This is a genomic window from Pseudomonas sp. 32A (assembly GCF_052682255.1).
Genome location: NZ_JBQYLY010000001.1, coordinates 5967659 through 5994156, shown reverse-complemented (window position 1 = coordinate 5994156; position 26498 = coordinate 5967659). Strand labels below are relative to the sequence as shown.

Annotated in this window: 28 protein-coding genes and 3 pseudogenes; 18 read left to right on the top strand and 13 right to left on the bottom strand. The window is 60.0% G+C overall.

From position 1 onward, the window contains the following. Positions 1 to 145: 145 nt before the first annotated feature. Both ACUN0G_RS27605 and ACUN0G_RS27600 read left to right on the top strand, forming a co-directional pair. Positions 146 to 3589, top strand: coding sequence for a hypothetical protein (locus tag ACUN0G_RS27605; RefSeq protein ID WP_445574879.1), 3444 nt, complete (start codon positions 146 to 148; stop codon positions 3587 to 3589). Positions 3590 to 3652: 63 nt separating this feature from the next. Further along, complete coding sequence (locus ACUN0G_RS27600) at positions 3653 to 4477, top strand: helix-turn-helix domain-containing protein (protein WP_445574878.1); 825 nt, start codon at positions 3653 to 3655, stop codon at positions 4475 to 4477. A gap of 1 nt (position 4478) precedes the next feature. Here ACUN0G_RS27600 and ACUN0G_RS27595 read toward each other — a convergent pair whose 3' ends face one another. After that, positions 4479 to 5066 (bottom strand): LysE family translocator, encoded by a 588-nt coding sequence (locus tag ACUN0G_RS27595; protein ID WP_421524026.1) that lies wholly within the window; start codon positions 5064 to 5066, stop codon positions 4479 to 4481. A 288-nt stretch (positions 5067 to 5354) separates the two neighbouring features. Here ACUN0G_RS27595 and ACUN0G_RS27590 point away from each other — a divergent pair, with 288 nt between their 5' ends. After that, on the top strand, positions 5355 to 6197 hold the full coding sequence (locus tag ACUN0G_RS27590; protein ID WP_445574877.1) for an alpha/beta fold hydrolase: 843 nt from the start codon (positions 5355 to 5357) through the stop codon (positions 6195 to 6197). A 6-nt stretch (positions 6198 to 6203) separates the two neighbouring features. On the opposite strand, the gene ACUN0G_RS27585 is transcribed toward ACUN0G_RS27590, so the two are convergent. Then, a complete protein-coding gene (locus ACUN0G_RS27585; protein WP_445574876.1) occupies positions 6204 to 6914 on the bottom strand; it encodes a FadR/GntR family transcriptional regulator in 711 nt (236 codons plus the stop codon). A 288-nt stretch (positions 6915 to 7202) separates the two neighbouring features. Between ACUN0G_RS27585 and ACUN0G_RS27580 the strand changes: the two genes are divergently transcribed. Together ACUN0G_RS27580 and gudD are read left to right on the top strand one after the other, a co-directional pair. Then, positions 7203 to 8552, top strand: coding sequence for an MFS transporter (locus ACUN0G_RS27580; protein WP_445574875.1), 1350 nt, complete (start codon positions 7203 to 7205; stop codon positions 8550 to 8552). Between the two features lie 10 nt (positions 8553 to 8562). Further along, a complete protein-coding gene (gudD, locus tag ACUN0G_RS27575; protein WP_177026754.1) occupies positions 8563 to 9912 on the top strand; it encodes a glucarate dehydratase in 1350 nt (449 codons plus the stop codon). A gap of 2 nt (positions 9913 to 9914) precedes the next feature. Here gudD and ACUN0G_RS27570 read toward each other — a convergent pair whose 3' ends face one another. Next, the gene (locus ACUN0G_RS27570) at positions 9915 to 10802 is read right to left on the bottom strand and encodes an NAD(P)/FAD-dependent oxidoreductase (protein WP_445574874.1); all 888 of its coding nucleotides are present in this window, start codon (positions 10800 to 10802) and stop codon (positions 9915 to 9917) included. Positions 10803 to 10946: 144 nt separating this feature from the next. On the opposite strand from ACUN0G_RS27570, the gene ACUN0G_RS27565 reads away from it, so the two are divergent. After that, complete coding sequence (locus ACUN0G_RS27565; RefSeq protein WP_445574873.1) at positions 10947 to 11396, top strand: Rrf2 family transcriptional regulator; 450 nt, start codon at positions 10947 to 10949, stop codon at positions 11394 to 11396. Between the two features lie 13 nt (positions 11397 to 11409). On the opposite strand, the gene ACUN0G_RS27560 is transcribed toward ACUN0G_RS27565, so the two are convergent. Then, positions 11410 to 12027 carry a TetR/AcrR family transcriptional regulator gene (locus tag ACUN0G_RS27560; protein ID WP_258346370.1) on the bottom strand — a complete coding sequence of 206 codons (618 nt, stop codon included), beginning with the start codon at positions 12025 to 12027 and terminating at the stop codon, positions 11410 to 11412. Positions 12028 to 12173: 146 nt separating this feature from the next. Here ACUN0G_RS27560 and ACUN0G_RS27555 point away from each other — a divergent pair, with 146 nt between their 5' ends. Further along, positions 12174 to 12614: a hotdog fold domain-containing protein gene (locus ACUN0G_RS27555; protein WP_258346371.1), complete on the top strand. Its 441-nt coding sequence runs from the start codon at positions 12174 to 12176 to the stop codon at positions 12612 to 12614. A gap of 852 nt (positions 12615 to 13466) precedes the next feature. On the opposite strand, the pseudogene ACUN0G_RS27550 reads toward ACUN0G_RS27555, so the two are convergent. Both ACUN0G_RS27550 and nudK read right to left on the bottom strand, forming a co-directional pair. Beyond that, positions 13467 to 13634: pseudogene (locus ACUN0G_RS27550) on the bottom strand (alpha/beta hydrolase); the annotation flags it as partial. A 45-nt stretch (positions 13635 to 13679) separates the two neighbouring features. Beyond that, a complete protein-coding gene (nudK, locus tag ACUN0G_RS27545; RefSeq protein ID WP_445574872.1) occupies positions 13680 to 14267 on the bottom strand; it encodes a GDP-mannose pyrophosphatase NudK in 588 nt (195 codons plus the stop codon). Positions 14268 to 14349: 82 nt separating this feature from the next. Here nudK and ACUN0G_RS27540 point away from each other — a divergent pair, with 82 nt between their 5' ends. Further along, entirely contained in the window at positions 14350 to 15105 is a 756-nt protein-coding gene (locus ACUN0G_RS27540) for a DeoR/GlpR family DNA-binding transcription regulator (protein WP_445574871.1), read from the top strand. 3 nt (positions 15106 to 15108) lie between these two features. On the opposite strand, the gene ACUN0G_RS27535 is transcribed toward ACUN0G_RS27540, so the two are convergent. Beyond that, positions 15109 to 15954, bottom strand: a complete 846-nt coding sequence (locus ACUN0G_RS27535) for an SDR family NAD(P)-dependent oxidoreductase (protein WP_445574870.1) — start codon at positions 15952 to 15954, stop codon at positions 15109 to 15111. 131 nt (positions 15955 to 16085) lie between these two features. Here ACUN0G_RS27535 and ACUN0G_RS27530 point away from each other — a divergent pair, with 131 nt between their 5' ends. From ACUN0G_RS27530 to ACUN0G_RS27515, 4 genes and pseudogenes are all read left to right on the top strand, one after another. Continuing rightward, positions 16086 to 16973, top strand: coding sequence for a LysR family transcriptional regulator (locus tag ACUN0G_RS27530; protein ID WP_445574869.1), 888 nt, complete (start codon positions 16086 to 16088; stop codon positions 16971 to 16973). A 98-nt stretch (positions 16974 to 17071) separates the two neighbouring features. Further along, complete coding sequence (locus ACUN0G_RS27525) at positions 17072 to 18013, top strand: alpha/beta hydrolase (protein WP_445574868.1); 942 nt, start codon at positions 17072 to 17074, stop codon at positions 18011 to 18013. A gap of 405 nt (positions 18014 to 18418) precedes the next feature. Beyond that, a pseudogene (locus ACUN0G_RS27520) lies at positions 18419 to 19206 on the top strand (DeoR/GlpR family DNA-binding transcription regulator). 53 nt (positions 19207 to 19259) lie between these two features. Next, positions 19260 to 20315 carry an NAD(P)-dependent oxidoreductase gene (locus tag ACUN0G_RS27515; protein ID WP_445574867.1) on the top strand — a complete coding sequence of 352 codons (1056 nt, stop codon included), beginning with the start codon at positions 19260 to 19262 and terminating at the stop codon, positions 20313 to 20315. Here ACUN0G_RS27515 and ACUN0G_RS27510 read toward each other — a convergent pair. From ACUN0G_RS27510 to ACUN0G_RS27500, 3 genes are read right to left on the bottom strand one after another with little or no spacing between them, the layout of a single operon-like run. Continuing rightward, positions 20269 to 21006: a DUF72 domain-containing protein gene (locus ACUN0G_RS27510; protein WP_445574866.1), complete on the bottom strand. Its 738-nt coding sequence runs from the start codon at positions 21004 to 21006 to the stop codon at positions 20269 to 20271. The genes ACUN0G_RS27515 and ACUN0G_RS27510 overlap by 47 nt on opposite strands. Continuing rightward, positions 21006 to 21437 carry a DNA methylase gene (locus ACUN0G_RS27505; protein ID WP_445574865.1) on the bottom strand — a complete coding sequence of 144 codons (432 nt, stop codon included), beginning with the start codon at positions 21435 to 21437 and terminating at the stop codon, positions 21006 to 21008. Before ACUN0G_RS27505 ends, ACUN0G_RS27510 begins: the two co-directional genes overlap by 1 nt. Positions 21438 to 21452: 15 nt before the next feature. Then, on the bottom strand, positions 21453 to 21677 hold the full coding sequence (locus ACUN0G_RS27500; protein ID WP_445574864.1) for a hypothetical protein: 225 nt from the start codon (positions 21675 to 21677) through the stop codon (positions 21453 to 21455). Positions 21678 to 21874: 197 nt separating this feature from the next. Between ACUN0G_RS27500 and ACUN0G_RS27495 the strand changes: the two genes are divergently transcribed. Next, positions 21875 to 22378 (top strand): DUF4142 domain-containing protein, encoded by a 504-nt coding sequence (locus ACUN0G_RS27495; protein ID WP_445574863.1) that lies wholly within the window; start codon positions 21875 to 21877, stop codon positions 22376 to 22378. A 28-nt stretch (positions 22379 to 22406) separates the two neighbouring features. Then, the gene (locus ACUN0G_RS27490) at positions 22407 to 22967 is read left to right on the top strand and encodes a type 1 glutamine amidotransferase domain-containing protein (RefSeq protein ID WP_421552443.1); all 561 of its coding nucleotides are present in this window, start codon (positions 22407 to 22409) and stop codon (positions 22965 to 22967) included. Positions 22968 to 23021: 54 nt separating this feature from the next. On the opposite strand, the gene ACUN0G_RS27485 is transcribed toward ACUN0G_RS27490, so the two are convergent. Continuing rightward, entirely contained in the window at positions 23022 to 23243 is a 222-nt protein-coding gene (locus ACUN0G_RS27485; RefSeq protein WP_063030824.1) for a PLD nuclease N-terminal domain-containing protein, read from the bottom strand. 157 nt (positions 23244 to 23400) lie between these two features. Here ACUN0G_RS27485 and ACUN0G_RS27480 point away from each other — a divergent pair, with 157 nt between their 5' ends. The 4 genes and pseudogenes from ACUN0G_RS27480 to ACUN0G_RS27465 all read left to right on the top strand — a co-directional run bounded on the left by ACUN0G_RS27480 (position 23401) and on the right by ACUN0G_RS27465 (position 25293). Next, positions 23401 to 23958, top strand: coding sequence for an ATP-dependent Clp protease proteolytic subunit (locus tag ACUN0G_RS27480; protein ID WP_445574862.1), 558 nt, complete (start codon positions 23401 to 23403; stop codon positions 23956 to 23958). A gap of 190 nt (positions 23959 to 24148) precedes the next feature. After that, entirely contained in the window at positions 24149 to 24625 is a 477-nt protein-coding gene (locus ACUN0G_RS27475; RefSeq protein ID WP_008435010.1) for a hemerythrin domain-containing protein, read from the top strand. Positions 24626 to 24792: 167 nt separating this feature from the next. Continuing rightward, positions 24793 to 24906, top strand: a pseudogene (locus tag ACUN0G_RS27470) (general stress protein); the annotation flags it as partial. A gap of 66 nt (positions 24907 to 24972) precedes the next feature. Beyond that, positions 24973 to 25293 (top strand): hypothetical protein, encoded by a 321-nt coding sequence (locus ACUN0G_RS27465; RefSeq protein ID WP_445574861.1) that lies wholly within the window; start codon positions 24973 to 24975, stop codon positions 25291 to 25293. 4 nt (positions 25294 to 25297) lie between these two features. Here ACUN0G_RS27465 and ACUN0G_RS27460 read toward each other — a convergent pair whose 3' ends face one another. Both ACUN0G_RS27460 and ACUN0G_RS27455 read right to left on the bottom strand, forming a co-directional pair. Then, a complete protein-coding gene (locus ACUN0G_RS27460) occupies positions 25298 to 26167 on the bottom strand; it encodes a lysozyme inhibitor LprI family protein (RefSeq protein WP_445574860.1) in 870 nt (289 codons plus the stop codon). After that, the gene (locus tag ACUN0G_RS27455) at positions 26168 to 26497 is read right to left on the bottom strand and encodes a lysozyme inhibitor LprI family protein (protein ID WP_445574859.1); all 330 of its coding nucleotides are present in this window, start codon (positions 26495 to 26497) and stop codon (positions 26168 to 26170) included. Between the last annotated feature and the right edge of the window lies 1 nt (position 26498).

Sequence of the window (26498 nt, the reverse complement as noted above, 5' to 3'; positions counted from 1 at the left end):
CAGACTGCCGTAACGCCCGCAACGGCAGTCGACTGGGGCTACATCCCATCAGGAAGGTACGTCTTTTGTTCTTGCCCGGCCCATCCGACGATGCAGGCTCCGGTCGCCCATAGCACGTGGGCGACCTGCACAGAGCCTGAACGCCATGGATGACTTACCCTTTCTGTCCCACCTGCTGAAAAATATTTCGCCCTCTGCCCTGGACCTGATCAAGCGCCAGGCATTGCGCCTCAAGGATGACCAAGCGCTGATCGCCGAGCTGATCGCCGGGTTGATCAGCCTGGTTGCCCAAGGCACCGCACCGGCAACCGAACCCATTCTGGTCAGCGTGCCCGAACACACCATGCTCGGCCAGTGGGCGCGGCTCTTCTGCGATGCCATCGGCCGCCCAGCCTTTCGTGAATGGGCCTCGCGCCATGACCTGGAACTGGCGAGCCTGGTGTTTCGGGGCGGCGATTTGCAGGCCACGATCCTGGAAGGCACGGTCAAAACACCGTACACCTTCACCCTGGACAAAGACTCCGACTGGTGGCGCGTCGCGAATCCGATCCTGGAGGTGGTGCAGATTATCGACACGGTCAACGCCGGCTTGCCGTTCATGGAAAACCCCGTCGAGCCTCATTCGCGAAATTTGCCGCTGAACCTGGTATTGCCGTTCTACGGCTACCCGGTACCGACCAATCATTTGCAGGCCCAGGTGATTCTCGAAGAGATCCACACCCTTGACACGCTGCCCGGTGTCGATGAAAGCGGGCGCCTCAAATCCACCCTGCGCAAGCGTCTGACCGAGGAGCAACGGGATTACCAGCAACTGGCCGACGCGCTGCAGACGCTCCTGGGGCAAAGCACAAACGGCAGCCCTCCTTTCGACTGGCTCCAGCTCTACCTGCAGCGATGCAGCCTGGACTCAGACTCGATGCTGTCGAGCACGTTAAAGTACGCGGCACAGCTGCTTGACGCCGTGACGCAAGGAGAAGAATTCGCGAGCCTCAACCTGTCGAGTCAAGGCGCAGTAACCACCTACCGCTACTCCGTCGACCAAAAAGCAGTGATTGCCGTGACCGACGACCGAGAGGTCAACAGCTGGCCCCTGGATCGCTCCAACAACTCGCCACTGAACCAGCAATGGGACGAACTCGAGCGCCTGGCCAATCTCGCCCATACCGACATATTGCCGGACGCCAGCCTCACCCTGGCCGCGCTGATGACGGTCTATCGGCTGCCCCGGCCCGCCAGCGCAGAGGAAGCCCTGGCTCTGATCGAACAGCTACGCGCCACCACGGCTGCCACGTTTCCCTATGTCAGCTCGGCAGCGCACTCGTTGATGGCCGTCAGCAAACACACGCGGCATATCGCGGTGCTCAACGACCGCTACACCATGCGGGCAGCACTCAAATCGATCACCCTCGATACACAGCTCAACAGCACCCTGGACATGGCCTTCAACCTGGCCCTGGACTCGCCCTTTTTCGGGTTGATCGACAAAGGCGCGCAATTGCTCGCCGGCTTGCGCCAGGAAGCGGCCTTTCAACGCGTGAGCGCCAACCGCCAGTTCAACTCGGCCGGGGTATACGTACTGAACGCGGGCGGCGACCTCAGCGGTTTCGCACTGGACGACACCCCCAAGGTACTCACTCGTACCGACACGCCCCTTTCAAGCCTGACCCCGATGGCCGAGCCCTTGCTGGAGCTGGCCCGCCAGTCCGGCGGACGCATCAGCACCGATGGCCAAGTCAGCTTGCGACAGTTACTCAAGCTGTACCAGATGGCAATACCGGCCACCCGCGACGAAGCGCACATCACCGAACGCCTGCTGGGCATTGCGATACTCAAGCCGCCCCGGCACGGCAACTACTGGCGGGCATTGCAGGTGATGCCACTGCTGGCGGCGCAACGCACGCAAGTGCTGCAGACCGTCGCCGCCTTCCTGCCCAACCCGGACGTAAAACTGTTCGACTACCTGAGCGAAACGATCGTCGGCGAAAAAAACCGTGACCAGGTGCGCGCCGAGGCTGATCTGCTGCTGCACCAACTATTGGCGTCGCCCCCGGCCCAGGCACTGGCCGCACGGCTGTCCGAAACCGTGGGCTGGTACGGAGAACACGCCAGCGCTGCGAACACCCGTGCCAGCCGCAACGCTCTGTTGTTTGCCGCACTGATTCTCAGCCTGGACGCGAATGCCGGTACGCGGCGGGCCACTGTCGCCGGCTATGACCTGACCGATTCCTATAACTGGGGCCTGACCTTCCAAGAAATCCGTAACGGCGTAGAAGCCATGGTCCAGTTCAAGGTCCTGCGCAGCAGCGCCGTACCCATGGCCGCGCACCTGTTGCTGGCGGGCATCGCCCCGGAATTCCTGGTGCGGGACATCCCTGATGAGGTGTCGTACATGAGTTCCCATACCTGGGTGCATTTCAAGCAATACGTCGACCTGATCGAAGCTGAAACACCGGGTGCGTCACGGGCCATGCGCTTCACTGACTTCATGACAATGATCTACTTCATCATTCCTTCCCGCCGGGTCCGCCGAGGCAGCTTGCCGATTACCGACTGGGCCGTGGCCAACGGGGTACTGGCCAAAAGCGCCGGTGCCCGCGATACCGCCGAAAAGAATCGCGCCATTGCCGCGTTGAACGAGCAGATCAATCTGTTGCAGGTCAGTTCCGAGTTGCTGAAGAACGGGCATATCAGCCTGTATGAGATGGCCTTGCAGGACCTTCAACGGGTGTTTGCCGGCAACACCGACCTGGAGCGATTGGTCATACAACGGCAGGCCAGGCCTGGTACCCGCCCGGAACCGGATATCGCCGCCAACACCGCCGTTTCCCTGGTTCAGTTGCACATGGCAGGCAAGCTGATAAAGGGCACAACGCAATGGCGCTCGACCCACCAAGACGTTGATTTCGCCAGCCTGGCATTACGGTTCGATGAGTTGGGGTCGATCCATTCCACCTTCGCCGCCGAGTTCGAGAAGCGCTACACGGCGGTGCGCGCAGCGCTGCTGCAGTCGATCATGTATTGGATGTCACAACTGCCCCTGCTTAGCCGTGAAGGCATGGAATATGGCAGCCTGGAATTCCATCGCCTGCAAACACCGCGCACCAGCGCTGGCGGGCAGTCCCCAGGCGTCGGGCGATTCGGTGTGTTGGTGTTGTGTCGGTACGCTCGCGACAAACGCTTCTACGAGTTTCTCCCAAAACAACTGAAGGTTGCCCTACTACCGGGCCTGACCCTTCAAACGTTCGAGCAGGCCCTGCGCACCGGTAATACCCAAGGCAGCCCGCTGCCGATTGATTGGTCAGCGTACGCACTCGGCACCACACCCAACGGGCAGCAACACGCGACGGTCATTGCCCAACGTTTTACCGAATTGCCTGCAGTGTATGGGCCGCGCCCTGAGGTGCCCAACACCTTCACCTCACTACGCAGCCTGGCCATTGCCAGCATCGTGATTGACCAGCACTTACTGGTAGGTGCCGATGAGGCGCGAGCTGCGGCTAAGCAACCCCTGTCCCTGGCAGACGCCATCAGCGGCACGGACCCGCGGGTCGGTTTCCTGCGCAGAATGGAACCCGAAACCATGAAATGAAACGTTACAGGCCGGTTTCTGTGTAATTATTCACGTCATTGTTTCCCGGTGAGACTTGTAGTGATGCGATCGCCCCTCGAACCGACTGCCCCTTCCTTCTGGAGAGATGAACGCCTGCCGTTCATTGAGGCTCGCACCATCGCCGATGGGCGGAAGGTTTGCTACACCCGCCACGCCCACGAGCACTTTTCCATCGGTGCGATCACTTCCGGGCAGAGCCTGTACATCCATGGGGCATGGACTTTCAAGATCAGCGCCGGCACCGTGGTCTTGATGAACCCCGGGGATGTCCACGCCTGCAACCCCATTGAAGATCTGCCCTGGTCCTATCACATGCTGTATATCGATACGGCCTGGCTGACCGACCTGCAGCACCAGCTGGGTTTCAGCAAGGACCAGGACTTTCGTCCGTTCACCGCCACCCACACCACGGATGTCGCGCTGTACAGCGGGCTGAACGAACTGTATGAGGTGCTGGTGGACAACCACGCCGAACACTTGCACAAGCAGAGTGCGGTGGTGAGTTTTTTCACCGAGGTGCAGCAACGCCTCAACCCGTCGACAACTCCGGTGCGCGAGGTCAATCACAAGCTGGAGCGCGCCGCCGACTATATCCGCGAGCATTGCACCGAGGCCCTGAAACTCGAAGATATTTGCCAGGCGGCTGAACTGTCGCCGTCGTACCTGATCCGTGCGTTCAAGCAGTATTACGGCATGACGCCCCACGCGTTTCTGGTCAATCGCCGTATTCAGTTTGCCCGCACCCAGTTGCGCAGCGGCCAGCTGATCGCAGACGTCGCACTGGCGGCCGGTTTTTCTGATCAGGCGCATTTCCAGCGCACGTTCAAACAGCATCTGGCGGCGACGCCCGGGCAGTATCGCGGCTGATTCAGGCGAGCAGTAAATACCCCACGCTGGCCACCAGCAACGCCGCCATCGAGCGATTGAACAGGCGCACGCCCTGCGGATTATTCAGGTAGCGCCGCAAAAATGTGCCGGCATAGGCCCAGCACGCCACCGACAGGTAGCAAATCACCAGATAGAGCACCGCGAACAGCCAGACTTGCTGCGCATCGCCATCGGCCACGAACAACCCCATGCCCGCCACACACGCCAACCAGGCCTTGGGGTTGAGCCACTGCATGATCGCGCCGTAGAGCATCGAGGGCGCCGTGGCCGTGCCGTCGGCCTCCAGGTGTCCATTGTCCACGGCCAGTTTCCAGGCCATGTACAACAGGAAGGCCACCCCGCCCCATTGAATCAACTGAGTCAGCAGCGGCCAGCGCACCAGCACCTCATGCAGCCCCAGGCCAATCAGCACCAGCAGCAAGGTGAACCCCAGCGCGGCCCCGGCCACATGCTTCTGGCTGGCGGCAAACCCAAAACGCGCGCCTGAACTGAGGGCCACCACATTCACCGGTCCCGGGGTGATGGACGTGGCCAGGGCGAAGGCGGCCATGGAAATGATCAAGCTCATTGCAGTTCCTTTTTGTTGTGCGGGTACGAGCTGAACCTTAAGGGGAAGACGGATCACGGTATTGAAGAAAATGCCCCTGCCGGGAATGACGGAAAAAAACCACCAGTTGAAACCTTTAGTCACCCTCTGCCAAAGACAAATTTATTCCATTGATATAACTGTATTTTTCTCTTTCCAAAGGGTGTTTTTGATAGGAAAAAATGCGTGTTTCCCAAGGTAGGCGCGGTGCTAGAGTCGAGCGCACATCTGTCCGGATGACCTCAACCTGCTCACTAAAAAGGAATCGCCATGTCACGTCGCTTATTGGCAGCTGCCTGCCTGCTGCTGTCCTTCTCCGGGGCTCAGGCCGCGGAACGCTGGGAAACCCTTCCGCCCACCCCGGCACCGATTGCGGGGGCCAAAACCGGCTATGCCGTCGTCAACGGCATCAAGGTCTACTACACCAAGACCGGGCATGGTTCGCCGGTGATCCTGCTGCACGGCGGCCTGTCCAATTCCGATTACTGGGGCAACCAGGTCAAGGCGCTGGCCGCCAAACACACGGTCATCAGCCTCGACAGCCGTGGCCACGGGCGCAGTTCCCGGGACGAGAAACCCTTCGGTTACGACTTGATGGCCGATGATGTGGTCGCCGTACTCGACAGCCTGAAAATCCCCCGTGCCGATATCGTCGGCTGGAGCGACGGCGCAATCATCGGTATCGATCTCGCCCTGCGCCACCCCGACCGTATCGGCAAGGTGTTCGCCTTTGCCGCCAACACCCAGACCTCCGGGGTCAAGGATGGCGTAGAGAAAAACCCGACCTTCGCCGCCTTCATCGAACGCGCCGGCCAGGAATACGCCAGGCACTCGCCAACGCCAAAAGAGTACGACGCCTTTGTCGAGCAGATCAGCCATATGTGGGCCAGCCAACCCAACTGGACCGATGCCCAACTGGCGTCCATCAAGACCCCGATTCTGATTGTCGATGGCGACCACGATGAGGCGATCAAGCGTGAACACACCGAATACATCGCGGCGACCATTCCGGGGGCGGGCCTGCTGATTCTGCCGAACACCAGCCACTTCGCGTTCCTGCAGGATCCGGCACTGTTCAATGCCGCGCTGCTGGACTTCCTGGACAGCAAATAGCGCTGTCTACTCCCCCGTCATCCGCTCCAGGCTGTTGCTCAAGTGCAACAGCATGGCGGCCCGGGCCGCGTCCGGGTCCTGGCGGCGAATGGCTTTCAGGATCGCCTCGTGCTCAAGGTTCGCCAGGCGCCCCAGCGCCATCAGATCCGCGTCGCCGCGTTCCTCGGCATTGATCCTGGTGCGCGGGATTACCGAGTTGCCCAGGTGAAAAATGACGTCGGTGAAATAGGTGTTGCCGGTGGCCTGGGCGATCAGGCGGTGAAAACGCACATCGGGTTCAACGGCGCTGTCGTTGTTGGCCAGTGAATCCTGGTAATCATCCAGTGCCTGGCGCATCTGCTGCAGTTGTTCGTCGGTACGGCGCAGGGCTGCCAACGCCGCTGCCTGGGTTTCCAGGCCCATGCGCAGTTCAAGAATGCCGCGCACGCTGGCCGCGGTGTCGTGGGTCAGGTGCAGGCCCTGGCGTTCGTCGCGCTCCAGCACAAAGGTGCCGACACCGTGGCGGGTTTCCACCAGCCCGGCAGCCTGCAATTTGGAGAGCGCTTCGCGTACCACCGTGCGGCTGACACCGTACTCACCCACGATAGCGGACTCGGATGGCAGCTTCTCACCCGGCGCCATCTGCCCCAGGAGAATCTGCTGGGTCAATGCGGTGACGATGTCGTGGGCAAGGCCCGGGGAGCGCTTGCGATGAGGTGCCGAGGTGGGGTTTTGCATCAGGAATTCCGTTCTGGGGCGCCTGGCAATACTAGCATTCTTACAAGCACTACCTTGTATGACAACAAACAAATACCTGTAGGAGCGAGCTTGCTCACGAAAAAACCTGCAGCACCGCAAACATTCAAGAATACCGCGTATTCATTGAAGATTTTCGCGAGCAAGCTCGCTCCTACAAAGGGTTGCCATCTCTGAAAATGCAGTTGTATGATGTCTATCAAGTTGTCAGACATCTCTGGTAACCCAAACACGTCCCCGCACAACAATAATCAGTGGGAGTTTGACCTCGTGACCCCTTCCAGCCCTGCGACAGCTGCGCCTGCCACCGACCCGGTCCTGGCTCGCGCGATCAAGAAAGTGAAGAGCCACGTGCTCCCGCTCTTCGTGATCATGTTCATCGTCAACTACATCGACCGCGTCAACATCGGCTTTGTGCGTACCCATATGGAACACGACCTGGGCATTGGTGCGGCCGCCTACGGCTTCGGCGCCGGGTTGTTTTTCATCGGCTACGCGCTGTTCGAAGTACCGTCCAACATGCTTCTGCAAAAAGTCGGCGCACGCATCTGGCTGACCCGCATCATGTTCACCTGGGGCATCACCGCGACATTGATGGCCTTTATCCAGAACGAAACCCACTTCTACATCCTGCGCTTCCTGCTGGGCGTGGCCGAAGCCGGCTTCTTCCCCGGGGTGATCTACTATTTCACCCGCTGGTTGCCCGGTGTCGAACGCGGCAAGGCGATTGCGATTTTCCTCAGCGGCTCGGCCCTCGCCTCGCTGATCTCCGGCCCCTTGTCCGGCGTGCTGTTGCAAATCACCGGGCTGGGCCTGCACGGCTGGCAGTGGATGTACATCATCGAAGGCATGGCCTCGGTGCTGCTGTGCTTTTTCGTGTGGTTCTGGCTCGACTCCAAGCCCCACGACGCCAAGTGGCTCAGCCTTGAAGAAAAGGATGCGCTGGTGGGCGAAATCGACCGCGAACAACGCGAGCGTGATGCCGCCACCACGGTCAAGCCGACCTTGGGCACGCTGCTCAAGGACCGCCAGATCATGCTGTTCTGCGCCTTGTACTTCTGCATCCAGCTCACCATCTACGCCGCCACTTTCTGGCTGCCGAGCATCATCAAAAAGATGGGTGATCTGAGCGACATTCAGGTGGGTTTTTACAACTCGATCCCATGGTTGATTTCCATCATCGCCATGTATGCCTTCGCTGCCTTGGCGGGCAAGTTCAAGTTCCAGCAAGCGTGGGTCGCGGCGGCACTGCTGATCGCTGCCGTCGGGATGTTCCTGTCCACCACCGGCGGGCCGATCTTTGCCTTTATCGCGATCTGCTTTGCGGCGATCGGCTTCAAGTCGGCGTCCTCGCTGTTCTGGCCGATTCCCCAGGGTTACCTGGATGCACGCATCGCCGCGGCGGTGATCGCATTGATCAACTCCATCGGCAACCTCGGCGGGTTTGTCGCGCCCACCACCTTTGGATTTCTGGAGCAGACCACCGGCTCGATCCAGGGCGGTTTGTATGGCCTGGCGGGCACTTCAATCCTTGCAGCGATCCTGGTGTTTTTCGCCAGGACCTTGCCCGGCCCGTCCACCCGCAGCGTGCTGCAACCCGCCCCCGTCTTGAGCAAATAAGGACTACACGATGAACACAGAACATCAGCACCACGCCAATGGCGCCCCGGTCGTTACCGGCCTGCAAGTCATCCCGGTGGCCGGCCACGACAGCATGCTGCTCAACCTCAGCGGCGCCCACGGGCCGTTTTTCACGCGCAATATCGTGATCCTTACCGACAGCGCCGGCCGTACCGGTGTGGGTGAAGTACCGGGAGGAGAACGTATCCGCGAGACCCTGGAAGACGCCCGCAGCCTGGTGATCGGCAAGCCCATCGGCCAGTACCAGAGCATCCTCAATGCCATGCGCCAAACCTTCGCCGCGCGGGATTCGGCGGGCCGGGGTTTGCAGACGTTTGACCTGCGCATCACCATCCATGCCGTCACGGCGATGGAAGCTGCGCTCCTGGATTTGCTCGGCCAATTCCTCGAAGTCCCGGTCGCTGCGCTCTTGGGTGAAGGCCAGCAGCGCGATGCGGTGAAGATGCTGGGCTACCTGTTCTACATCGGTGATCGCCAGCAAACCGACCTGGCCTATCGCAGTGAAGACCATGCCGAAGACTGGTTCCGCCTGCGTCACGAACAGGCCATGACCCCTGAAGCCATCGTGCGTCTGGCGGAGGCGGCCAAGGCGCAATACGGCTTCAATGACTTCAAACTCAAGGGCGGCGTCCTGCGCGGCGCCGAAGAAATCGAAGCAGTGACGGCGCTGGCCGAACGCTTCCCCGATGCGCGCATCACCCTGGACCCCAACGGCGCCTGGTCGCTGAAAGAGGCCATTGCGCTGTGCCGCGACCAGCACCATGTGCTGGCCTACGCCGAAGACCCTTGTGGCGCGGAAAACGGTTACTCCGGGCGTGAAGTCATGGCCGAATTCCGCCGTGCCACCGGGCTGCCGACCGCCACCAATATGATTGCCACCGACTGGCGGGAAATGGGTCACGCGATCCAGTTGCAATCCGTGGACATCCCACTGGCCGATCCACACTTCTGGACCATGCAAGGCTCGGTGCGCGTGGCGCAGATGTGCCACGAATGGGGCCTGACCTGGGGCTCGCACTCCAACAATCACTTCGATATTTCCCTGGCGATGTTCACCCAGGTGGCCGCCGCCGCGCCGGGGGAAATCACCGCCATCGACACCCACTGGATCTGGCAGGACGGCCAGCGGTTGACCAAGGCTCCATTGAAGATCGTCGACGGGCATATCAAGGTGCCGGCCAAACCGGGCCTGGGCGTGGACATCGACATGGACGCCGTGGCCCACGCCCACGAACTGTACAAAGGCATGGGCCTGGGGGCGCGTAATGACAGCGTGGCGATGCAGTTCATGATTCCGGGCTGGACGTTCGATAACAAGCGGCCGTGCCTGGTGCGCTGACCTCAGTTGAAGATCATCGAAAAGTGCGCGCCCACCCCGGCGCGCACGCCCTCGCCCACTGCCAGCGCTACCGAGCCGCCGGCCAGGTTGGCATCACCACAGGCAAACACGCCGGGCACCGTGGTCTGGCGCGTTTCGTTGGTCAGCAGATAAGGCCCGGTCGGCCCTTCGACAAACTCACACCCCAACTGCTCGGCCAGCGGGCTGGCCATGTGCGTTCGGGACAGAGTGAACATACCGTCCAGGGCGATCACCCGGCCATCTGCCAATTCAACATCCACCCGCTCACCGACAATCCGCCGCACCGCCTGGCTTTCGACGCTGACCCCGCGCCGATCCAGTTGCGCCTGCTGTTCGGCATCCGGCACAAATACCCCATTGGTAAACAGCGTGGTGGTGCCCCAGTCCGGCAGCATCATGGCGTGATGCATCGCCAGCGGTGACGTCGCCAGCACGCCGATGCGGCCTTGATCCAACTCATAGCCGTGGCAATACGGGCAATGGAACACCTGCTTGCCCCAACGTTCTTTCAGCTCCTCGACCTCGGGCAACTCATCCACCACGCCGGTGGCGAGAATCAGGCGCTTAGCGTTGAACTCACCATTGCAACGGGTTTGCACCACGAAACCGTCCTGGTTTCGAATCGCTTCAAGGGCCGCGTCCTGCACCCAGGTCACCGTCGAATACTCCATCAACTGCCCTCGCCCTTCGGCAGCGATCAGCTCCGGCGGCTGGCCATCCTGGCTGAGAAAACCGTGGGAGTTGGCCGCAAACCGGTTGCGTCGCTGCCCGGCATCAATCACCAGCACTTTGCGCCGAGCCCGCGCCAACTGCAGCCCGGCAGACATTCCGGCGTAGCTGCCGCCTACGATAATCACGTCGTAAACCATGAAGATGACCTCTCTGGTGGCCCTTGCATCGGTTGCCGGGCACTCACGACACACCATAAGTTACATAAAAATACCTCGTCAAGCGTCTCGCAACTCCAATCGTTACGAACGATACTTTCGGCCAGGAAATCCAGAGGTTTGCAGATGAGAAACGACACCCGACTTTCGCGCATGCTCCACGTGCTGATCCACATGGGCCGCCACGAGGAACGCGCCACCTCGGAGACCATCGCGCAGATGCTCGGCACCAACGCGGTGGTGGTGCGCCGCACCCTCGGCCTGCTCAAGGAGAAGGGTTATGTGCGTTCGGAAAAAGGCCATCAGGGCGGCTGGAGCCTGGGCAAACCCTTGAGTGAGATCACGTTGCTGGACATCCACAACGCCCTCGGCACGTCGTCGATCTTTGCCGTCGGCTTGTCCACCGATCACCCGCAATGCCTGGTGGAGCAGGCCGTCAACGCGGCGCTGAATCAGGCCTTTGATGACGCCCAGGCGTTGCTCCTGCAGCGTTTGGGCGAGGTGACGCTGGCGCAGTTGGCGGATGATTCTGATGAGCGCTACCAGGTCGCGATGACGCCGGTGCCGTGCGCGTGATGCCTTCGGCGCCCTAGGCGCCGCCCACCGAACGCCACGCGGCCTCGGCCAGGGTCTCGCGATAGAGCCGCGGGCTGCTGATCGCCCGCCCGGCCAGCCAGGCGCGGCAGTAGGTATCGGCCTGGCCGATGATCAGAGCCGGCAGCAGCTCGGCCGGCACCTGATTCAGCTGATCAGCACGCCCAGGTAGCCCCATCCACTCCTTCAGCACTGCATTGCGCGCCTGGTTGCGGCTTTCCAACTCGGCGGCGAATGGCCCCTTGGTCACGGCGAAATGCGCGTGGTACTGGAAACGCGCCCATTGCGGTTCGCTGTCCACCCAATCGACATAGCTGTGAACCAGCGCGTACACACCCTCCTTCGCCGTTTCGGCCGATTCAAGATAACGCCCACGCAATTCGGCCTGGTCTTCCAGCGCGGTAAAAAACAGCGCGGCGACCAGGCCTTCCTTGTTGCCGAAGTGGTGATAGATCGCGCCGACGCTGGTGTCGCAGCGTGCGCGGATCATCTCGATGGTGGTGGCTTCAAGGCCCTGTTCGTTGAACAGGTCGAGGGCGGCCTTAAAGATATCGCGCTTCAATTCGGCCCTTCGGCCAGGGAAGCAACGCTGGAGCAGATCCGGGGTTTGCATGCTGAACATGAGCTCAATCGTTGAAGAAAGGATAAGCCCGGGCAGCTTGACAGATTTCCCATGGGCAGAATACTGTTCCGTTACAGAACATTATTCTGTAACGGAACAATATTCCGTGAATTCCATTTAATCAGCGAGGCAGCACCATGAGTCAGGCTTTGAGCATGTTCAACAGTGTCGGTCCCGAAGCGTTCAGCAAACTGGCGTGCCAGATGGCGCCCTACTTCAGCACGATCAATCCATTGATGACCCAATTGCGTCCGGGGTTTGCCTCGGTGGAAGTGCCGTTCAGCAAGGCCATTACCAACCACCTGGGTACGGTGCATGCGATTGCCATGTGCAACGCGGCGGAGTTGGCGGCGGGTACCATGACGGACGTTTCCGTGCCGGCGGGTGCGCGGTGGATTCCCAAGGGGATGACGGTGGAGTATCTGGCCAAGGCCAAGAGCAGCGTGACAGCGACGGCCAGTGGTGAGGGGATTGACTGGCAAACGGCGGGTGACAAGGTGGTGCCGGTTGAGATGCTGGATGCTGAGGGGAAATTGGTGTTTACCGCGCGGATTACCATGAACGTGAAATTGGGGTGAGTGTGGTGGGGAGTGGGGGCATATCCGTTATTTAGGTAACGGCGGCTTATGGTTCCGCTCTTACAGCGGCTCACTTTTGAAGAGCGCAAAAGTAAGCAAAACGCTCTTGCCCCACCACTCGGCACCTCGCCTAGGCTCGGTGTGCCCTCACTCCGGCTTTGGACCGTGGGCCGCCGTCATGGGCCATCCTTGGCCCAGGACGGCTAACCTGGCGTCCTGCCAGGTTACCCACGCTCCAAAGCCTGCGTTCGGCCAGCGTGGTTTAACGGGGCGCCTAAGATCAAGATCAAAAGCAAGAGCACAGCGGCCTACCGGCCGGCTTGAGTGTTGAAGAGCAAAATCAAAAGCTCAAGCGGGCACGGTCCAAAAAATGTGGGAGCGGGCTTGCTCGCGAAGGTCGTTAACGATGACGCGGGCATTCTGGATGAACGCGGCGCTCTCAGGTTTTTCGCGAGCAAGCCCGCTCCCACAGAAAAGCAGCTTTGCTTTTGCTTTGGTCTTTGCTTTTGCTTTTTAACACTCAAGCCGGCCGGGAGGCCGCTGTGCTTTTGCTTTTGATTTTGATCTGACTGCCCCAATAAGCCCGAGGCCGAACGCAGGTATTGCGGAGCGGGTAAACCGGCAGGACGCCGGTTTAGCCGCGCCGGGCCATGGATGGCCCGTCGCGGCGGCCCGCGGAGCAATGCCGGAGTGAGGGAACGCCGAGCCACAGCGAGGCGCCGACAGGCGGGGCAGAGCCCTTTGCTTACTTTGGGCTGGGCCGGCATTCCGGCTTTTCCAAAGTGAGCCGCTGTAAGAGCGGAACCATAAGCCGCCGTTACCTAAATAACGGATATACACCCCCCAAAAAAACGCCACCACCCGCTGCTCAATGGCCTGCAAACAATCACGCTGACTCACCTCATACGCAGGCACCGCGCACTCGTTCAAATAGTCGGCAGGCACGAACGAAGGATCAAACAACGTAGCAGTACTCAGCCGCAGGGCAAACGTCGGCACCACCGAACTTAGTGCTTTTTCCGTGCCGTGAGCCCACGCCATCAACGACCAGCCACCCGGCGCGATTCACCAGCCCTCTTTCAACATCCGCAATTCAAGATACTGCAACAGCATGATGGTCTTGCCGTCGACGATCTCGGCACTTTCTACCATGGCCAGAGCCGCCTCAAACCCCAGCTCCAGCACCTCGATATCCTCGCCCTCATCTTCCAGCCCGCCGCCATCACTGACCCGATCACCCGGCTGATATTCGCCGATAAAGAAGTGAATGCGCTCCGTCACCGAGCCTGGACTCATAAAGGCCGAGTAGATCTTTTCTACATGACCCACCCGGTAGCCCGTCTCTTCTTCCGCCTCAAGGCGAATACGTTCCTCGGGGCTGGCGTTGTCCAGCAAGCCGGCGGCGGACTCAATCAGGTAACCGTGGTAGCCATTGACGTAGGTAGGCATTCGGAACTGGCGAATCAGCAACACCGTGCGCCGTTCGCGGTTGTACAGCAGGATCGTCGCGCCATTGCCTCGGTCATAGATCTCGCGGGTCTGGGACTGCCAACTGCCGTCCCGGCGGCGCAGGTCAAAGGTGTACTTTTTCAGCACATACCAATTATCCGAGAGCAGTTCTTCAGCGTGAATACGAACGGGGCTGTTTTCCATGGCGGGGCCTTTTTGTCTTGTGTTATTCAGCATGTCGTGCAAAATCGTGCACAGTCAAGAAAAAACGTGCAGGACGCTACCGATGCTGACCCAACAACGCAAACAACACCTGCTGGACACGCTGCACCGCGACGGCCGGCTGATTGCCAAGGAGTTGAGCCAGGCATTGGAGGTTTCCGAGGACACGATTCGCCGCGACCTGCGGGAAATGGCCAAGGAAGGTTTGCTGCTGCGGGTGCACGGCGGCGCCTTGCCGGCGTCGCCCGCGATGGCTGATTTTTCGGTTCGGGAACACTTGGTGCCCGAGGAAAAAATCGCCATTGGCCGCACGGCTGCACAACTTGTGCAGCCCGGCCAGGTGGTGTTTATCGATGGCGGTACCACATGCCTGCAACTGGCCCATCACTTGCCGTCGGACCTGAGCGCCACCGTGGTCACCCACAGCCCGTCGATTGCCATGGCGCTGGTGGATCATCCGCAGATTGAAGTGATCATGCTCGGTGGCCGGCTGTTTCGCCACTCATTGGTGGGGGTTGGCGCAGCCACGCTGGAGGCCATCGGCCGGGTAAACGCCGACCTGTATTTCATGGGGGTGTGCAGTGTGCACCCGAGTGCCGGGCTGTCTACCGGCGATTATGAAGAGGCGGTGGTCAAGCGCGCGTTGTGCCACGCCGCGGCTGAAACCATCGTGCTGGCCACCTCGGAAAAGCTCAACACTGCATCGCCCTACCAGGTGGTGGAGCTGGCACAGGTCAGCGCGATCGTCGCATTGGCCAGTACGCCGCAGTCCCTGCTGCAACCCTATGAAGCCCAAGGGCTGACGCTTTATCTTGCGTGACCGTCAACACTCCTTGATGGCCTCCCATGATGCGGCGACTTGCGTAGCATCCGAGGCTTGGACCCGCGCCAGGTCAACTGGATACTCGACGCCCGGGTTCTCAGCGAAACGTGTGGCGGTGAACTGGCCGTTACTGGCCCGCAGGATGTAGCCGCTGTCCTGGCACGATGCCGAGGCCAGGAAGATCACCCCGGGGGTTACCCACTCCGGCTTGAGGTTGTCCGGTTCGCCGCTCACGCCCCACATGCGGGTCTTGGCGACCGGCGAGATGGCATTGACCAGAATTCCATCCTCGGCCCCTTCGCCACTCAACGCATTCATGATCCCCAGTTGCGCCATCTTGCCGGCGCTGTAGGCAACCAGTCCCGGCTGCGCATAGTGCGTGTACATCGCACGGTCGGAGGTGGTCAGCACGACGCGCGGTGCGGTGGATTGCTGGAGGTGCCGCCAGGCGTGTTTGCACAGCCAGATCGGTGCGTAGACATTGATGTCCATTGCCCGCCGGATGAACGCCGCGTCGGCCGCTTTGATCGGCTGATAGCCGACCCAGCCGGCATTGTGGATCAGGATATCGAGCTGCCCGAAATGGGTGATGGCGCACTCGATCAGTTCCTGGCAGCCGGCTTCAGCAGACAGGTCACCCGCGTGGCTAACCACCTGCAGACCTTCACGTTGAAGTGCCAACGCAGCCGCCTGGACCACCTGTGGGTCCCCACCATCACCAAGGGCGTCCGCGCCGATATCACTGAGCACCACCTGCGCGCCGAGGCGCGCCAACTCACGCGCATAGCTGAAGCCCAAGCCTCGGGCGGCACCGGTCACAATTGCGGTTTTACCTGTAAAGTCCATCGTTGCGTTCTCCTCATAGGCACTCCACCCTAACAACTCGCAACCGCACTGTTTAATACTGAAAAACAGCGATATTGATACCCGCCGCGTATCAGGCCATGCCGAGCCACTCACCTGAAGGAACAGCCGAGATGATCGAAACCCGCCTACTGCGCCAGTTCATTGCCGTTGCCGAAGAGCTGCACTTTCACAAGGCCGCGCTGCGCCTGCATATGGCGCAGCCGGCGTTGAGCCAGGCGATCAATCGCCTGGAGCAGAAGTTGGGGTTTGCCCTGCTGCAGCGGGACCGGCGCGGAGTGCAGCTGCTGCCGGCCGGGGCGGCGTTTCTTCAGACGGCTTACTCCGTCCTCGGGCAATTGCAGCAAGGCGTCGAACACGCCCGGCAGGTGTCCCAGGGGGTGGCCGGCACCCTCACCATCACCTCGGTGTCGATTGCCGGTTATCCCTGGCTGCTGGATGCCCTCAAGCAGTTTCGCCAAGGGTTTCCCAAGGTACAGTTGGTGATCAAGGAAATGCCCTCCGCCAGCCAGGCCAAGGCCCTGATAACGGGTGATGCCGATATCGCCTTCTTGCGCTATCTGCCGGGTCAGGCGGATAACATCGAGTCCCGGCTGCTGCTGGATGAACCGATCCTGATGGCGCTGCCAGTGGACCATCCCGACGCTGGCAATTCCGCCATCGAGCTGAAGGATTTCGCCGATGCCGACTTTGTGTTCACCCCACAGGTATTGGGCAGCGGCTATCACCACCAGTTGATCTCATTGTGCGAGGCCGCAGGCTTCTATCCGCGCGTGGTCCAGGAGGCCGATCAATTGCACACCCTGATTGGTCTGGTGGCGTGCGGGTTCGGCGTGGCACTGGTGCCAGAGTCGATTGCCCGTTCGATCACCGGTGACAAGGTGGTGTTTGTTCCCCTCTCCGTCTCGCCTTCCACCATCGGGCTCTACCTCAATTGGAGCACCGACAATCCTTCCCCATTACCCGGGCACTTCTTCTCAGTGCTGGAAGGAACGCTGTAATACTTTGCAAGCAATGCCCGGTGACGACTGTCTAAATATTTCCTGCGGGGCCAAGGCATCTGTTAAAAACCGTGCTTCGCCTCTGTCCTGGAACCTTCATGTCTTCACGTTTACTGTCCCGCCTCGGCCTGCGCTGGTTTCCCCTGCTGTGCATGGCTGCCTTGATCATCGGCCTGCCCGTGGGGTGCGCGGTGCTGCAACACAAGGAGCGCGAACTGCTGTTTCGCGTCGAGCCGGGCACAGCCAGTTGGTACAGCGGGTTGCCGCGTGATGTGCAGGAGTTCGACCTGAAACCCGCAAGTTTCAAGTCCGGGCAAAATATTCACGGCTGGTGGTGGCCGGCTGCACAGAAGGACGCACCGGCGATTCTCTATCTGCACGGCGTGCGCTGGAACCTCACCGGCCAGCTGTTTCGCATTGAGCAACTGCGGGCCCTGGGTTTCTCGGTACTGGCCATCGACTACCGCGGCTTCGGCCAGAGCCAGGGCGACCTGCCTTCGGAAACCAGCGTGTACGAAGACGCGCGCATCGCCTGGGAACGCTTCCAGGTGCTGCAACCCGACCCCGCCAAGCGGCTGATCTACGGGCACTCCCTGGGTGGCGCCGTGGCTATCGACCTCGCGGCGGAACTGGGCAAACAGGCAGCGGATAATCATATGCCGCCGCCGGTGCGCGGGCTGGTGATCGAGTCCACGTTCACGTCACTGGCGGACGTCGCCACGGCGGTGGCAAAGACCTCGCTGCCGGTGCGCTGGTTGCTGTCGCAGAAGTTTGATTCGATCGACAAGATCGCCGATATCCACATGCCGCTGCTGGTGGTTCACGGACTCGCCGACGCCTTCGTACCACCGCGCTTCAGCCAGCAACTGTTTGACGCGGCACAAGAGCCCAAACACCTGTTGCTGGTGCCCGGCGCTACTCATAACGACAGCATGCGGCTGGCTGGGCGCACCTACCGCCAGGCCTTGGATAGCCTGATGCAATCGAAGCGCCCAACCCAGGTGGCCGGTCCCTCTACCGGGCGTCCGAACGACTCGTAAATCTGCATTTCGGCACCGGTTTCGCCGGTGCCTGTCAAGGCGCAAAGCCTGCCCATACTGGCCATAAACAGCGACTGATCAAATATTAACCGCAGGTTAAATCGCCATACCCGCCGGGCTCAAGGGAAGTTATCCACAGAGATACCCACGGTTTCCGTGGACAACTCTTTTTATTTTTTTACGATTTTTTTGCTCAGTAATGCTCTGTTGGAAAGCTTCACGGCAGCTAAAACGCCTGCATCACCTCGCTGGCCGCAACCACGGCACTTGATAGCGAGCACGCTCATGACCCTGCGTGGTTTGGTCATGATTTTCAGCACATTCGACAGGGCGTCGGAGGGACACCATTGCGTTTGCGCTTAATGCTGATTAATCTCGCACAAACACGCATTAACGAGCATAAACATGCACAACACCCATGCCGCCGTCGACCTGCCCTCCCTGCGCAAACAAAAAATCCTGTTGCTGCTGGAGCGCGACGGCAAGGTCACCGCCTCGGAACTGGTGGAACATTTCGCCGTTTCCCAGGACACCATTCGCCGCGACCTCGGCGAACTCGCCTCTGCCGGTTTGCTGCAACGCGTGCATGGCGGCGCCCTGCCGCGACCAAAGGACACGGGCAAAGACTTCTTCACGCGTTTCGGCGAAACCACCGCGACCAAACGCCACCTGGCGCAACTCGCCGCTGATCGCGTGGAAGACGGCCAGATCGTGCTGTTCGACTCCGGTACCACCACCCTGCAAATCGCTCAGTCCTTGCCGCATTCCATCAAGCTGACCGCCGTCACCCACTCACCGATGATTGCCATCGCGTTGTCCGAGCACCCCAATGTGACGGTGATCCTCGCCGGCGGCCAACTCAACCCGGTGACCATGGCGGCCAGCGGGCACGAGGCGTTGCGGCTGATCCAGGGCATCAAGGCCGACCTGCTGTTCACGGTGTGTGCGCCCTGCATCCACAGGTCGGCATCAGCTCGCTGCACTTTGAGGAGGTAGCAGTAAAACAAGCTATGCTCGACAGCGCCTCCCACGTGGTGGCCGTCACCCTGGCCGACAAACTGGGCGCCGTGGAGCCATTTGTGGTGGCTCCGTGCAGCCGCATCCGTACCCTGATTACCGAGTGGCATGTGCCGCCGGGCAGCGTCGAGGCTTATGAATGCCAGGGGCTGGAGGTGTTGCAAGTGGATGCCTGACAAGCCGTCCCATGACAGGCCAGGCCCGATAGCCTGTGCAGAGGAATATTCCCATGGCGTTTCCCGTGCTGATTCTGGATGCTCCCAACCCTCCACTGCTCCATGATGAAATCGAGCGGTGCCTGGCATACGGGTTGGAAATCACCCTCAACCTGCACTACTTCACCGACCAGCAAAGCATCAAAAAACAGTACGCCGGGCGGATTCAGTTCGTGGATATCAACTGCCACGACACACCTTCGCTGATCAGCACCGTGGTCAACGCCGGGGGCTACAGCGTCCTCAAGACCCGCTTGAACATCCCCTTGGGCGCTGCACTGATCAACGCCGCGGCCTCGCCTCATCTAAGCAACCCGTTGCAGGCAATCGCCCAGGCTGGCGTCGGGCTCAACCATATCGACTTGCAGGCCGCCGCCGAGCATGGTGTGGCCGTGCTCAATACCCCGGGCTCCAACGCAACAGCAGTAGCGGAGTATGTGCTGGCACAAACCCTGTTCCTGTCTCGGGACCTTAACCTCTACAACACCCAAACCCATCAAGGCCAGTGGTCGAAAGGCCTGCTCGCGCCCGCGTTGCAAATCGCCGAGTTGACGCTGGGGCTGGTGGGCACCGGCAGGATCGCCCAGGCGCTCGCCCATAAAGCCCAAGCCTTGGGTATGCACGTGATCGCCACTGGCTCCGAACGATTCACCCGGCAAGCCGCCGCTAACCTGGGCCTGCAATGGCGCGCCACAGTCGGCGAATTGCTGGATGAGGCCGACGTCGTGTCCATTCACACGCCGCTTACCCCGCAGACCAAGGGCTTGTTCGACAGCACTGCATTCACACGGATGAAGCCGGGGTCGATCCTGATCAATACAGCCCGTGGCGGCATTGTCGACGAGGGCCAGTTGGCGACGTTCATGACGCGCTTTCCCGGCCATATCAAGGGGGTCGCCATCGATACCTTCGCCAGGGAAAAAGATCAGTTCGAATCGCCTTTGACGGGTATTGCCAACGCGATATTGACGCCACACATTGCGGGCAACACCCGTACCGCAATCACCGAGGCGTCAGCGCAAATCATTGACCACATTCATGCCTTCCACCAAGCAAGGCTTGAAGGCTGAGGGCATCCGCAACCGCATGGCCACTGGCGGTGTTGTCAAAAATGCACCAGGTGGGAATACCCTCGGCTGACGACCTTTGCACGGCCGCGCACAAAGCCTGGAGTCGATCCATTTCGTAGGCGCTGTGATAGATACGCGGCGAACCGTGCAGGCGCCAATAACGCACGCCCTGCCAACCTCTCGGTACGTCACCTTCAGCAATCACCGGCGGGTCGGCGGCTACCCGGCCTATTTGATACTCCTGCAACATGCCTTCGGCCTGCACCCAACTGGCATGCCGCGGCTCCAACACCACATGGCCGGCGAAACGTTGGCGCAAGGCCGTGAAGAAACCGGCAGCGATGGCTGCCTCATAGTTCAATGAAGGCGGTAATTGCACCAGCAGGCAGCCCAGGCGATCGCCCAACTGCAGGCACTGTGAGAGGAATTCATCCAATGCCTTATCACAGTCATGCAGACGCAACTCATGGGTTATCAGCCGAGGCACCTTGACCGAAAAACCAAAACCCGGCGTCACCGATTGCGCCCATCGCTCATAGGTTTGCGGGCGATGGGGACGGTAGAAAGAGCTGTTGATTTCAACCGCATTCAAGCACGCGGCATAACGTTGCAGATGGGTGCCCTGCCGAGGAAATCGAGGCCATTGCTCTCGAGGCAGGCTCCAACCGGCACACCCCAGAAAAATCGGCATCAGAACAACACCGACGCTGCATCCCTCATGAAAATCTCCACCGTCTTCGGCCCGACGCCCTCGAACGCGTTCAAGCGTTTTTCAAACTCCGCGCGGTCGGCACTGGCATCGTGTATCTGGCTGATCTTGCCCGCGTACTCCGCGTTCAACTTGCTGCTGAGGTCCAGCAGGCGTTGCGCGGTGCTTTCGTCGTAACGCACGTAATGCGCCTCGCCGAGCATGGCCACCAACTCACGGGAGGTGCAGTGTTGCAGTTTGCGCGGGGTGTCCCGGCCATGCTTCACCACAATCACCTGATAGGCCTGGGCCGCAATCTGCGCCTGAATGCGTTTGCCCATCAAGAAGCTGGCGATAAACCACTTGAACAAGGCGTTGTCATCGCCGGGCCTGAGTTCAATACCCAGCTCACCGGCGCTGATGGATCGGCCCATGACTGCCTCCGTTATTCACTGGCCCAGCTTGCGCTCGGCCTTGGCGGCTTGCTCGTTGATCTGGTCGGTTTGCCGTTGTGTGTCCTTGATGGACGTCGGCGTGATCACCTTATCAACGGTTTCAGTCTTGGGGTTTGGGCGCTGCAAGGAACTGTCCTTCTCGTCAAGCTGGCGGCCTTTCTGCGCCTGGTCGGAGCTGATTGCATTGGGGGTTTTGTCGGCGGTTTTTTCAGTGCCCATGGTGATTCTCCTGCTGTTAAAAGATCAGGCTCCAGCGCGGAGCCGCTATGCAGCAGAGCCCATGGTTTTTTGATAGTTCAAGGAAATTGCGTGGGCTGCGGCCCGGAGAAATAAGCGCAAATTAATTTAAACCTTTTGCGCAGGCACCCGCTCAACAGTCAGGTAACGGCATCGCGCCACCCTTCAGGAGAAGCATCATGAAGCACTTGCTGATGAAACAAATGGGACTGACCTTCGCACTGGCCGCAGGCTCGATTGGCGTGGCCATGGCAGCCTCCTCCAATGATTTCGTCGACGCCGCTGCCCAAGGCGGAATTACCGAAGTGGAGGCCGGCAAACTGGCGTTGGACAAGAGCAGTGCCGCCGATATCAAGGCGTTTGCCCAGCACATGATCACTGACCATACCAAGGCCAACCAGGAGCTGACCGCCCTGGCGACGAAGCTCGACATCAAGGTGCCGGACGACGCCAGCCTGACCGACAAGGCCAAGAAAATGATCCTGGAAATCCGTGATGAGTCCTTTGACAAGGCTTACGCCAACAACCAGGTGAAGGCCCACGAAGACACCGTCGCGCTGTTCAAAAAAGAAGCCGCGTCCTCTGACAACGCCGAACTCAAGGCTTTCGCCGAGAAGACGCTGCCAACGCTCGAGACCCACTTGAAGATGGCCAGGGAGCTGCAGTCCAAGCACGCCAATTAATATCTACCCACTCAGGAGACACTCGACCATGAGTTCGCAACTGCACGGCAAGAAGATTCTGATCATCACCTCCAACACTGGCATCGAGCGCGACGAGTTGCTCAAGCCGCTGGAAGCCCTGCGTGGCTTTGGTGCCACGGTGACCCACGGCTCCAGCAAAGGTGGCAGCACTCAGACCTTTCTCCAGGACACCGAGAAAGACAGGACAGTGGAGTCCGATGCCAAGCTTTCGGATCTGCACGGCAGTGATTTTGATGCGCTGGTCATCCCCGGCGGCACCGTCAACGCCGACACCCTGCGTCAGGACGCGGATGCCTTGCGGCTGATCAATGATTTCGTCAAGGCCGGGAAAACTGTCGCCGCCATCTGCCACGGCCCTTGGGCCCTGATCGATGCCGGCGTGATCGGCGGCAAGACCCTTACCTCCTACAAGAGCGTGCGCACCGACCTGGTCAATGCCGGCGCGGCCAACTGGGTGGATGCGCAGGTGAAAGAATGCCCGGCCAATGGCTGGACCCTGATCACCTCGCGCACGCCTGATGATTTGCCGGCGTTCAACGAGGCGATTGCCAAAACCCTGGCGGCTTGACCCTAGCCAATGCAAACAGGCGCCCTTGGGCGCCTGTTCTTTTTCGATTCTGTCTTAGCTTTTGCCGTGCTCGGCGGCGTGTGTCGCGCGGTTCACACCCTTGGGCCCAAACAGCGCCCAGAGAATCAGCCCCAACAGTGGCATGAAGATCAGTACCACCAACCATAAACCCTTGGTTTCCCAGCCACTGCCACTGCGCAGCACGCTGTTGATCGCCCACAGTTCCAGCAGCACCAGAATCACCGCCAAGCCAATCCAGACATATTCGATTTGCATGATTCATCCTCCTGAGGTCGTATGCGTTAGGTCAAGCAACACGCCCGAGGGTTCATTAAAAATTACAACGGATGGCTCTCGCCCAACGGTTGCGGCACATGCGCCGTAACCTTCTAGACTCAACTGCACGTCACCTCTTACCCTACGGAGGCTCAGGATGACCGAGCACATCATCCACTTTCACTGCCAGATCGATCAGGGCACCACCGAGCGCTTTCGGGATTGCTGCCTGGACGCCATCGAGCAAGGCGCCAGTTCGTTGCTGTTGAACCTGTCGACCACCGGCGGCAGCACCAATTTCGGCTTTACCCTCTACACCTTCCTCAAGTCCCTGCCGGTGCCGCTGTGTGCGATCAATGCAGGCAACATCGAGTCCATGGGCATCATCATGTTCCTGGCCGCTGGTCGCCGAATCACTACGCCCCACTCCCGCTTTTTGATCCACCCGATGAACTGGTACTTCAACCAGAGCTCCGTCGATCACCAGCGTCTGCGCGAATACCTCTCGAGCCTGGACAACGACCTGGCGCGCTACGTGAAAATCTACGAACTGGAAACCGCCAACGCCGACACGCACCTGGATATTTTCAAGTGCCTGTCGGCCGAGGAAAAAGTCATCGCCGCCCACGAGTCACTGGCCTACGGGATTGCCCATCAGGTGGAACAGATCGTGTTTGCCGACGACATCAAGCACTGGAAAGTCAGCGGCGGCTAGGCATTGTTTAATGCATGCCAACCGCCACCTGACCGTGCAACCTGCACGACCAACGCCGCTATTTATTCGATATAACCGATTGATTTATAAGAAAATAAATATTCAGTTCAAGTTGGTACAACTCATGCTGTAGAGGTGTGGACAGGCGGGCAATTCGACCCGCCCTTTCGCTACCCGTGAGGTGTCACCCATGAATGCCATTGATCTTCTCAAGGCCGACCACGAACGCGTCAAAGCCATCCTGAACCAACTGAGTGAGTCTACGGAGCGCGGCGTCAAAAAGCGCACTGAGCTGCTGGCGAAACTGGAAATGGAAATCAGCCTTCACACCCGCCTTGAGGAAGAAATTCTCTATCCGGCTTTTCGCAAGGCCGGGGGCAAGGATCAGGAAATCATGTACCACGAAGCCAAGGAAGAACATCGCACCGTCGACTCCCTCGTCCTGCCAGACCTGAAGCAGACTTCGCCCTCCACCACCGAGTTTTCCGGCCGGGTGAAAGTCGTCAAGGAACTGTTGGAGCACCATATCGAGGAAGAGGAAAGCGAGATGTTCCCACAGGCCAGGAAGCTGTTGGGCAAGGCCTTGCTGGAAGAGCTGGGCGCGGAGATGGAAGCGATGAAAGCCGCGCACAAGAAAGCACCCGGCGCGAAGCCAATGGCCGCTTGATGTCCATTCGTCGCATGCCTGGAAACTATTTCAAACTTTGATTTGGCTAGAGGATTCCCAATTAGGCAACACCATTGATTCGCTCATTATTGAGGGTTTTCAAAATGGCTAATAGTGGAAAAACCACCCCAGGTGCTGGTCACAAAGACCAGAAAGACACAAACCGTAAAAGCGGCGGCCAGGGTTCAGGCGGCAACTTCGCCAATGACCGCGAGAAGGCTTCTGAAGCGGGCAAAAAAGGCGGGGCTCATAGCCACGCCCCAGGCTCCAAGAAGTCTTGATTGAGGCGTCGCCGAAGCCTGGATGTGTTCCGGGCTTCGGTCCCCATCGCCAAGAGGGATTGAGTCATGAAGACCAGCATTTCCCAAAGGATCGTACTTGCCGCCAGCTTGACGCTCGTACTGTATGCCCCCGCCTACGCGGCCTTCGGCGACAACACCGTACCCGAGACGCCTGCCTTGAGCGGCAACAGCGTGCCAGGCTCGGCACTGCCGCCAGGCACCTATCCCAGCAGCCCATCCGGGGCCGACAGCAGTGGCAGCAAGGACACTGAGACCAAAGCGCCCGCACCATCAAAAAGCGTGAAGAGCACGCGCCACAAAGGCTCCTCGAACCAGCACCCGTCCAGCAAGAGCGGCAAGAAACCCGCGCCTGCATCGGGAAGTTGAGAAACTAGAGCTCGCTCGGGCCACCGATAAAGTCCAGGCGCAAGTTCAACCACTGCCGAACGATTTCCCGAGACGCTTGCCGGGCATCAACTGCAGAGAAGCCGCGCTCACGTTGCAGCCAGTCGCTCGTCGCTTGGCGCGCCGGCTCGATGGCTGCCAGCGCCTGCTGGCGTTCCTTGGCGGGCCATTGCTTATCGGCGCCCCAGTTACGCAGGGTCAATTCAGGATCCTGGCCTTTCCCTGCGGCGCCTGGCTGGAGGAACAGCCGAGGTGACGCGGTGGCCTTGAGCGAAAGAGCGTTCCAGTCGGCATAGCTGGCGAAGCGGATCGTGCCCTCGTTCTGCGAGGCCGTGGATAAAGGCTCGGTCAAACTGTCGTCCAGCCGCTTCCATGCCGGCTGAGCAAACAGATCACCTTGTGGGGCACAGATCGGCGCAAAGCTGTCGCGGGTGGAGCCGTACAACGACCCGAACGACTCATACGCAACCTCGCCCTGCCGGCTAAAAACGAAACAGTGCACATACGGGCGTTGGTCGGCGTACATCTCATACTGTTGGCGCTCGATCATCATGCGCAGCAAGGTCAACATCACCCGGTCACGGCTGACAGCAGGATCATTCTGCAGGTCCTGCCAGATCGACCAGGGAAAACTGTCTTCCTTGAGTGCTATGAGAACCTGCTTGCGATTCTCCTCGGCCTCATTCTCCGTAACGCCACTGTCAGGTTCAAAACGCTGCAGGTAGACCAGCCAGGCGGCGGCCAGATCGTTCATCGGGTAGCGCCGAAGTCCTTCTGCTGCCTGGGCCGGATGGTACGGAATACTGGCGATGATTGCGTCAACGGCTGCCGTGTCCTTGTGGGTGATCGTACCCACCTAGACCACTCTCTGGCTCAGTTGGGATTGCAGGCAGCCGGGCAATTGTTCCGGGGTACCGGCACACGCGTTGCGAGTCTGCAACCACGTGCGCTGGCCACGGCGCAATTCGTCGCGCTGGTCGGGTGCCAGTTTGGCCATTGCCTGGCTGTAGTAAACGCCCAGCGTAGTGTCGAGTTCGCTTAATTCAGGGCTGGCGCAAATGGCCTTTTCCACCGTGGTGGAGGCCTTTTTACAATCGAAGGACGCGCCACTGGCAGGCATCGCTGCGCCTATCAGCGCGCCAGCGAGCAACAACATTGGGTAGGCAGAATGAATACGGCGGGCCATG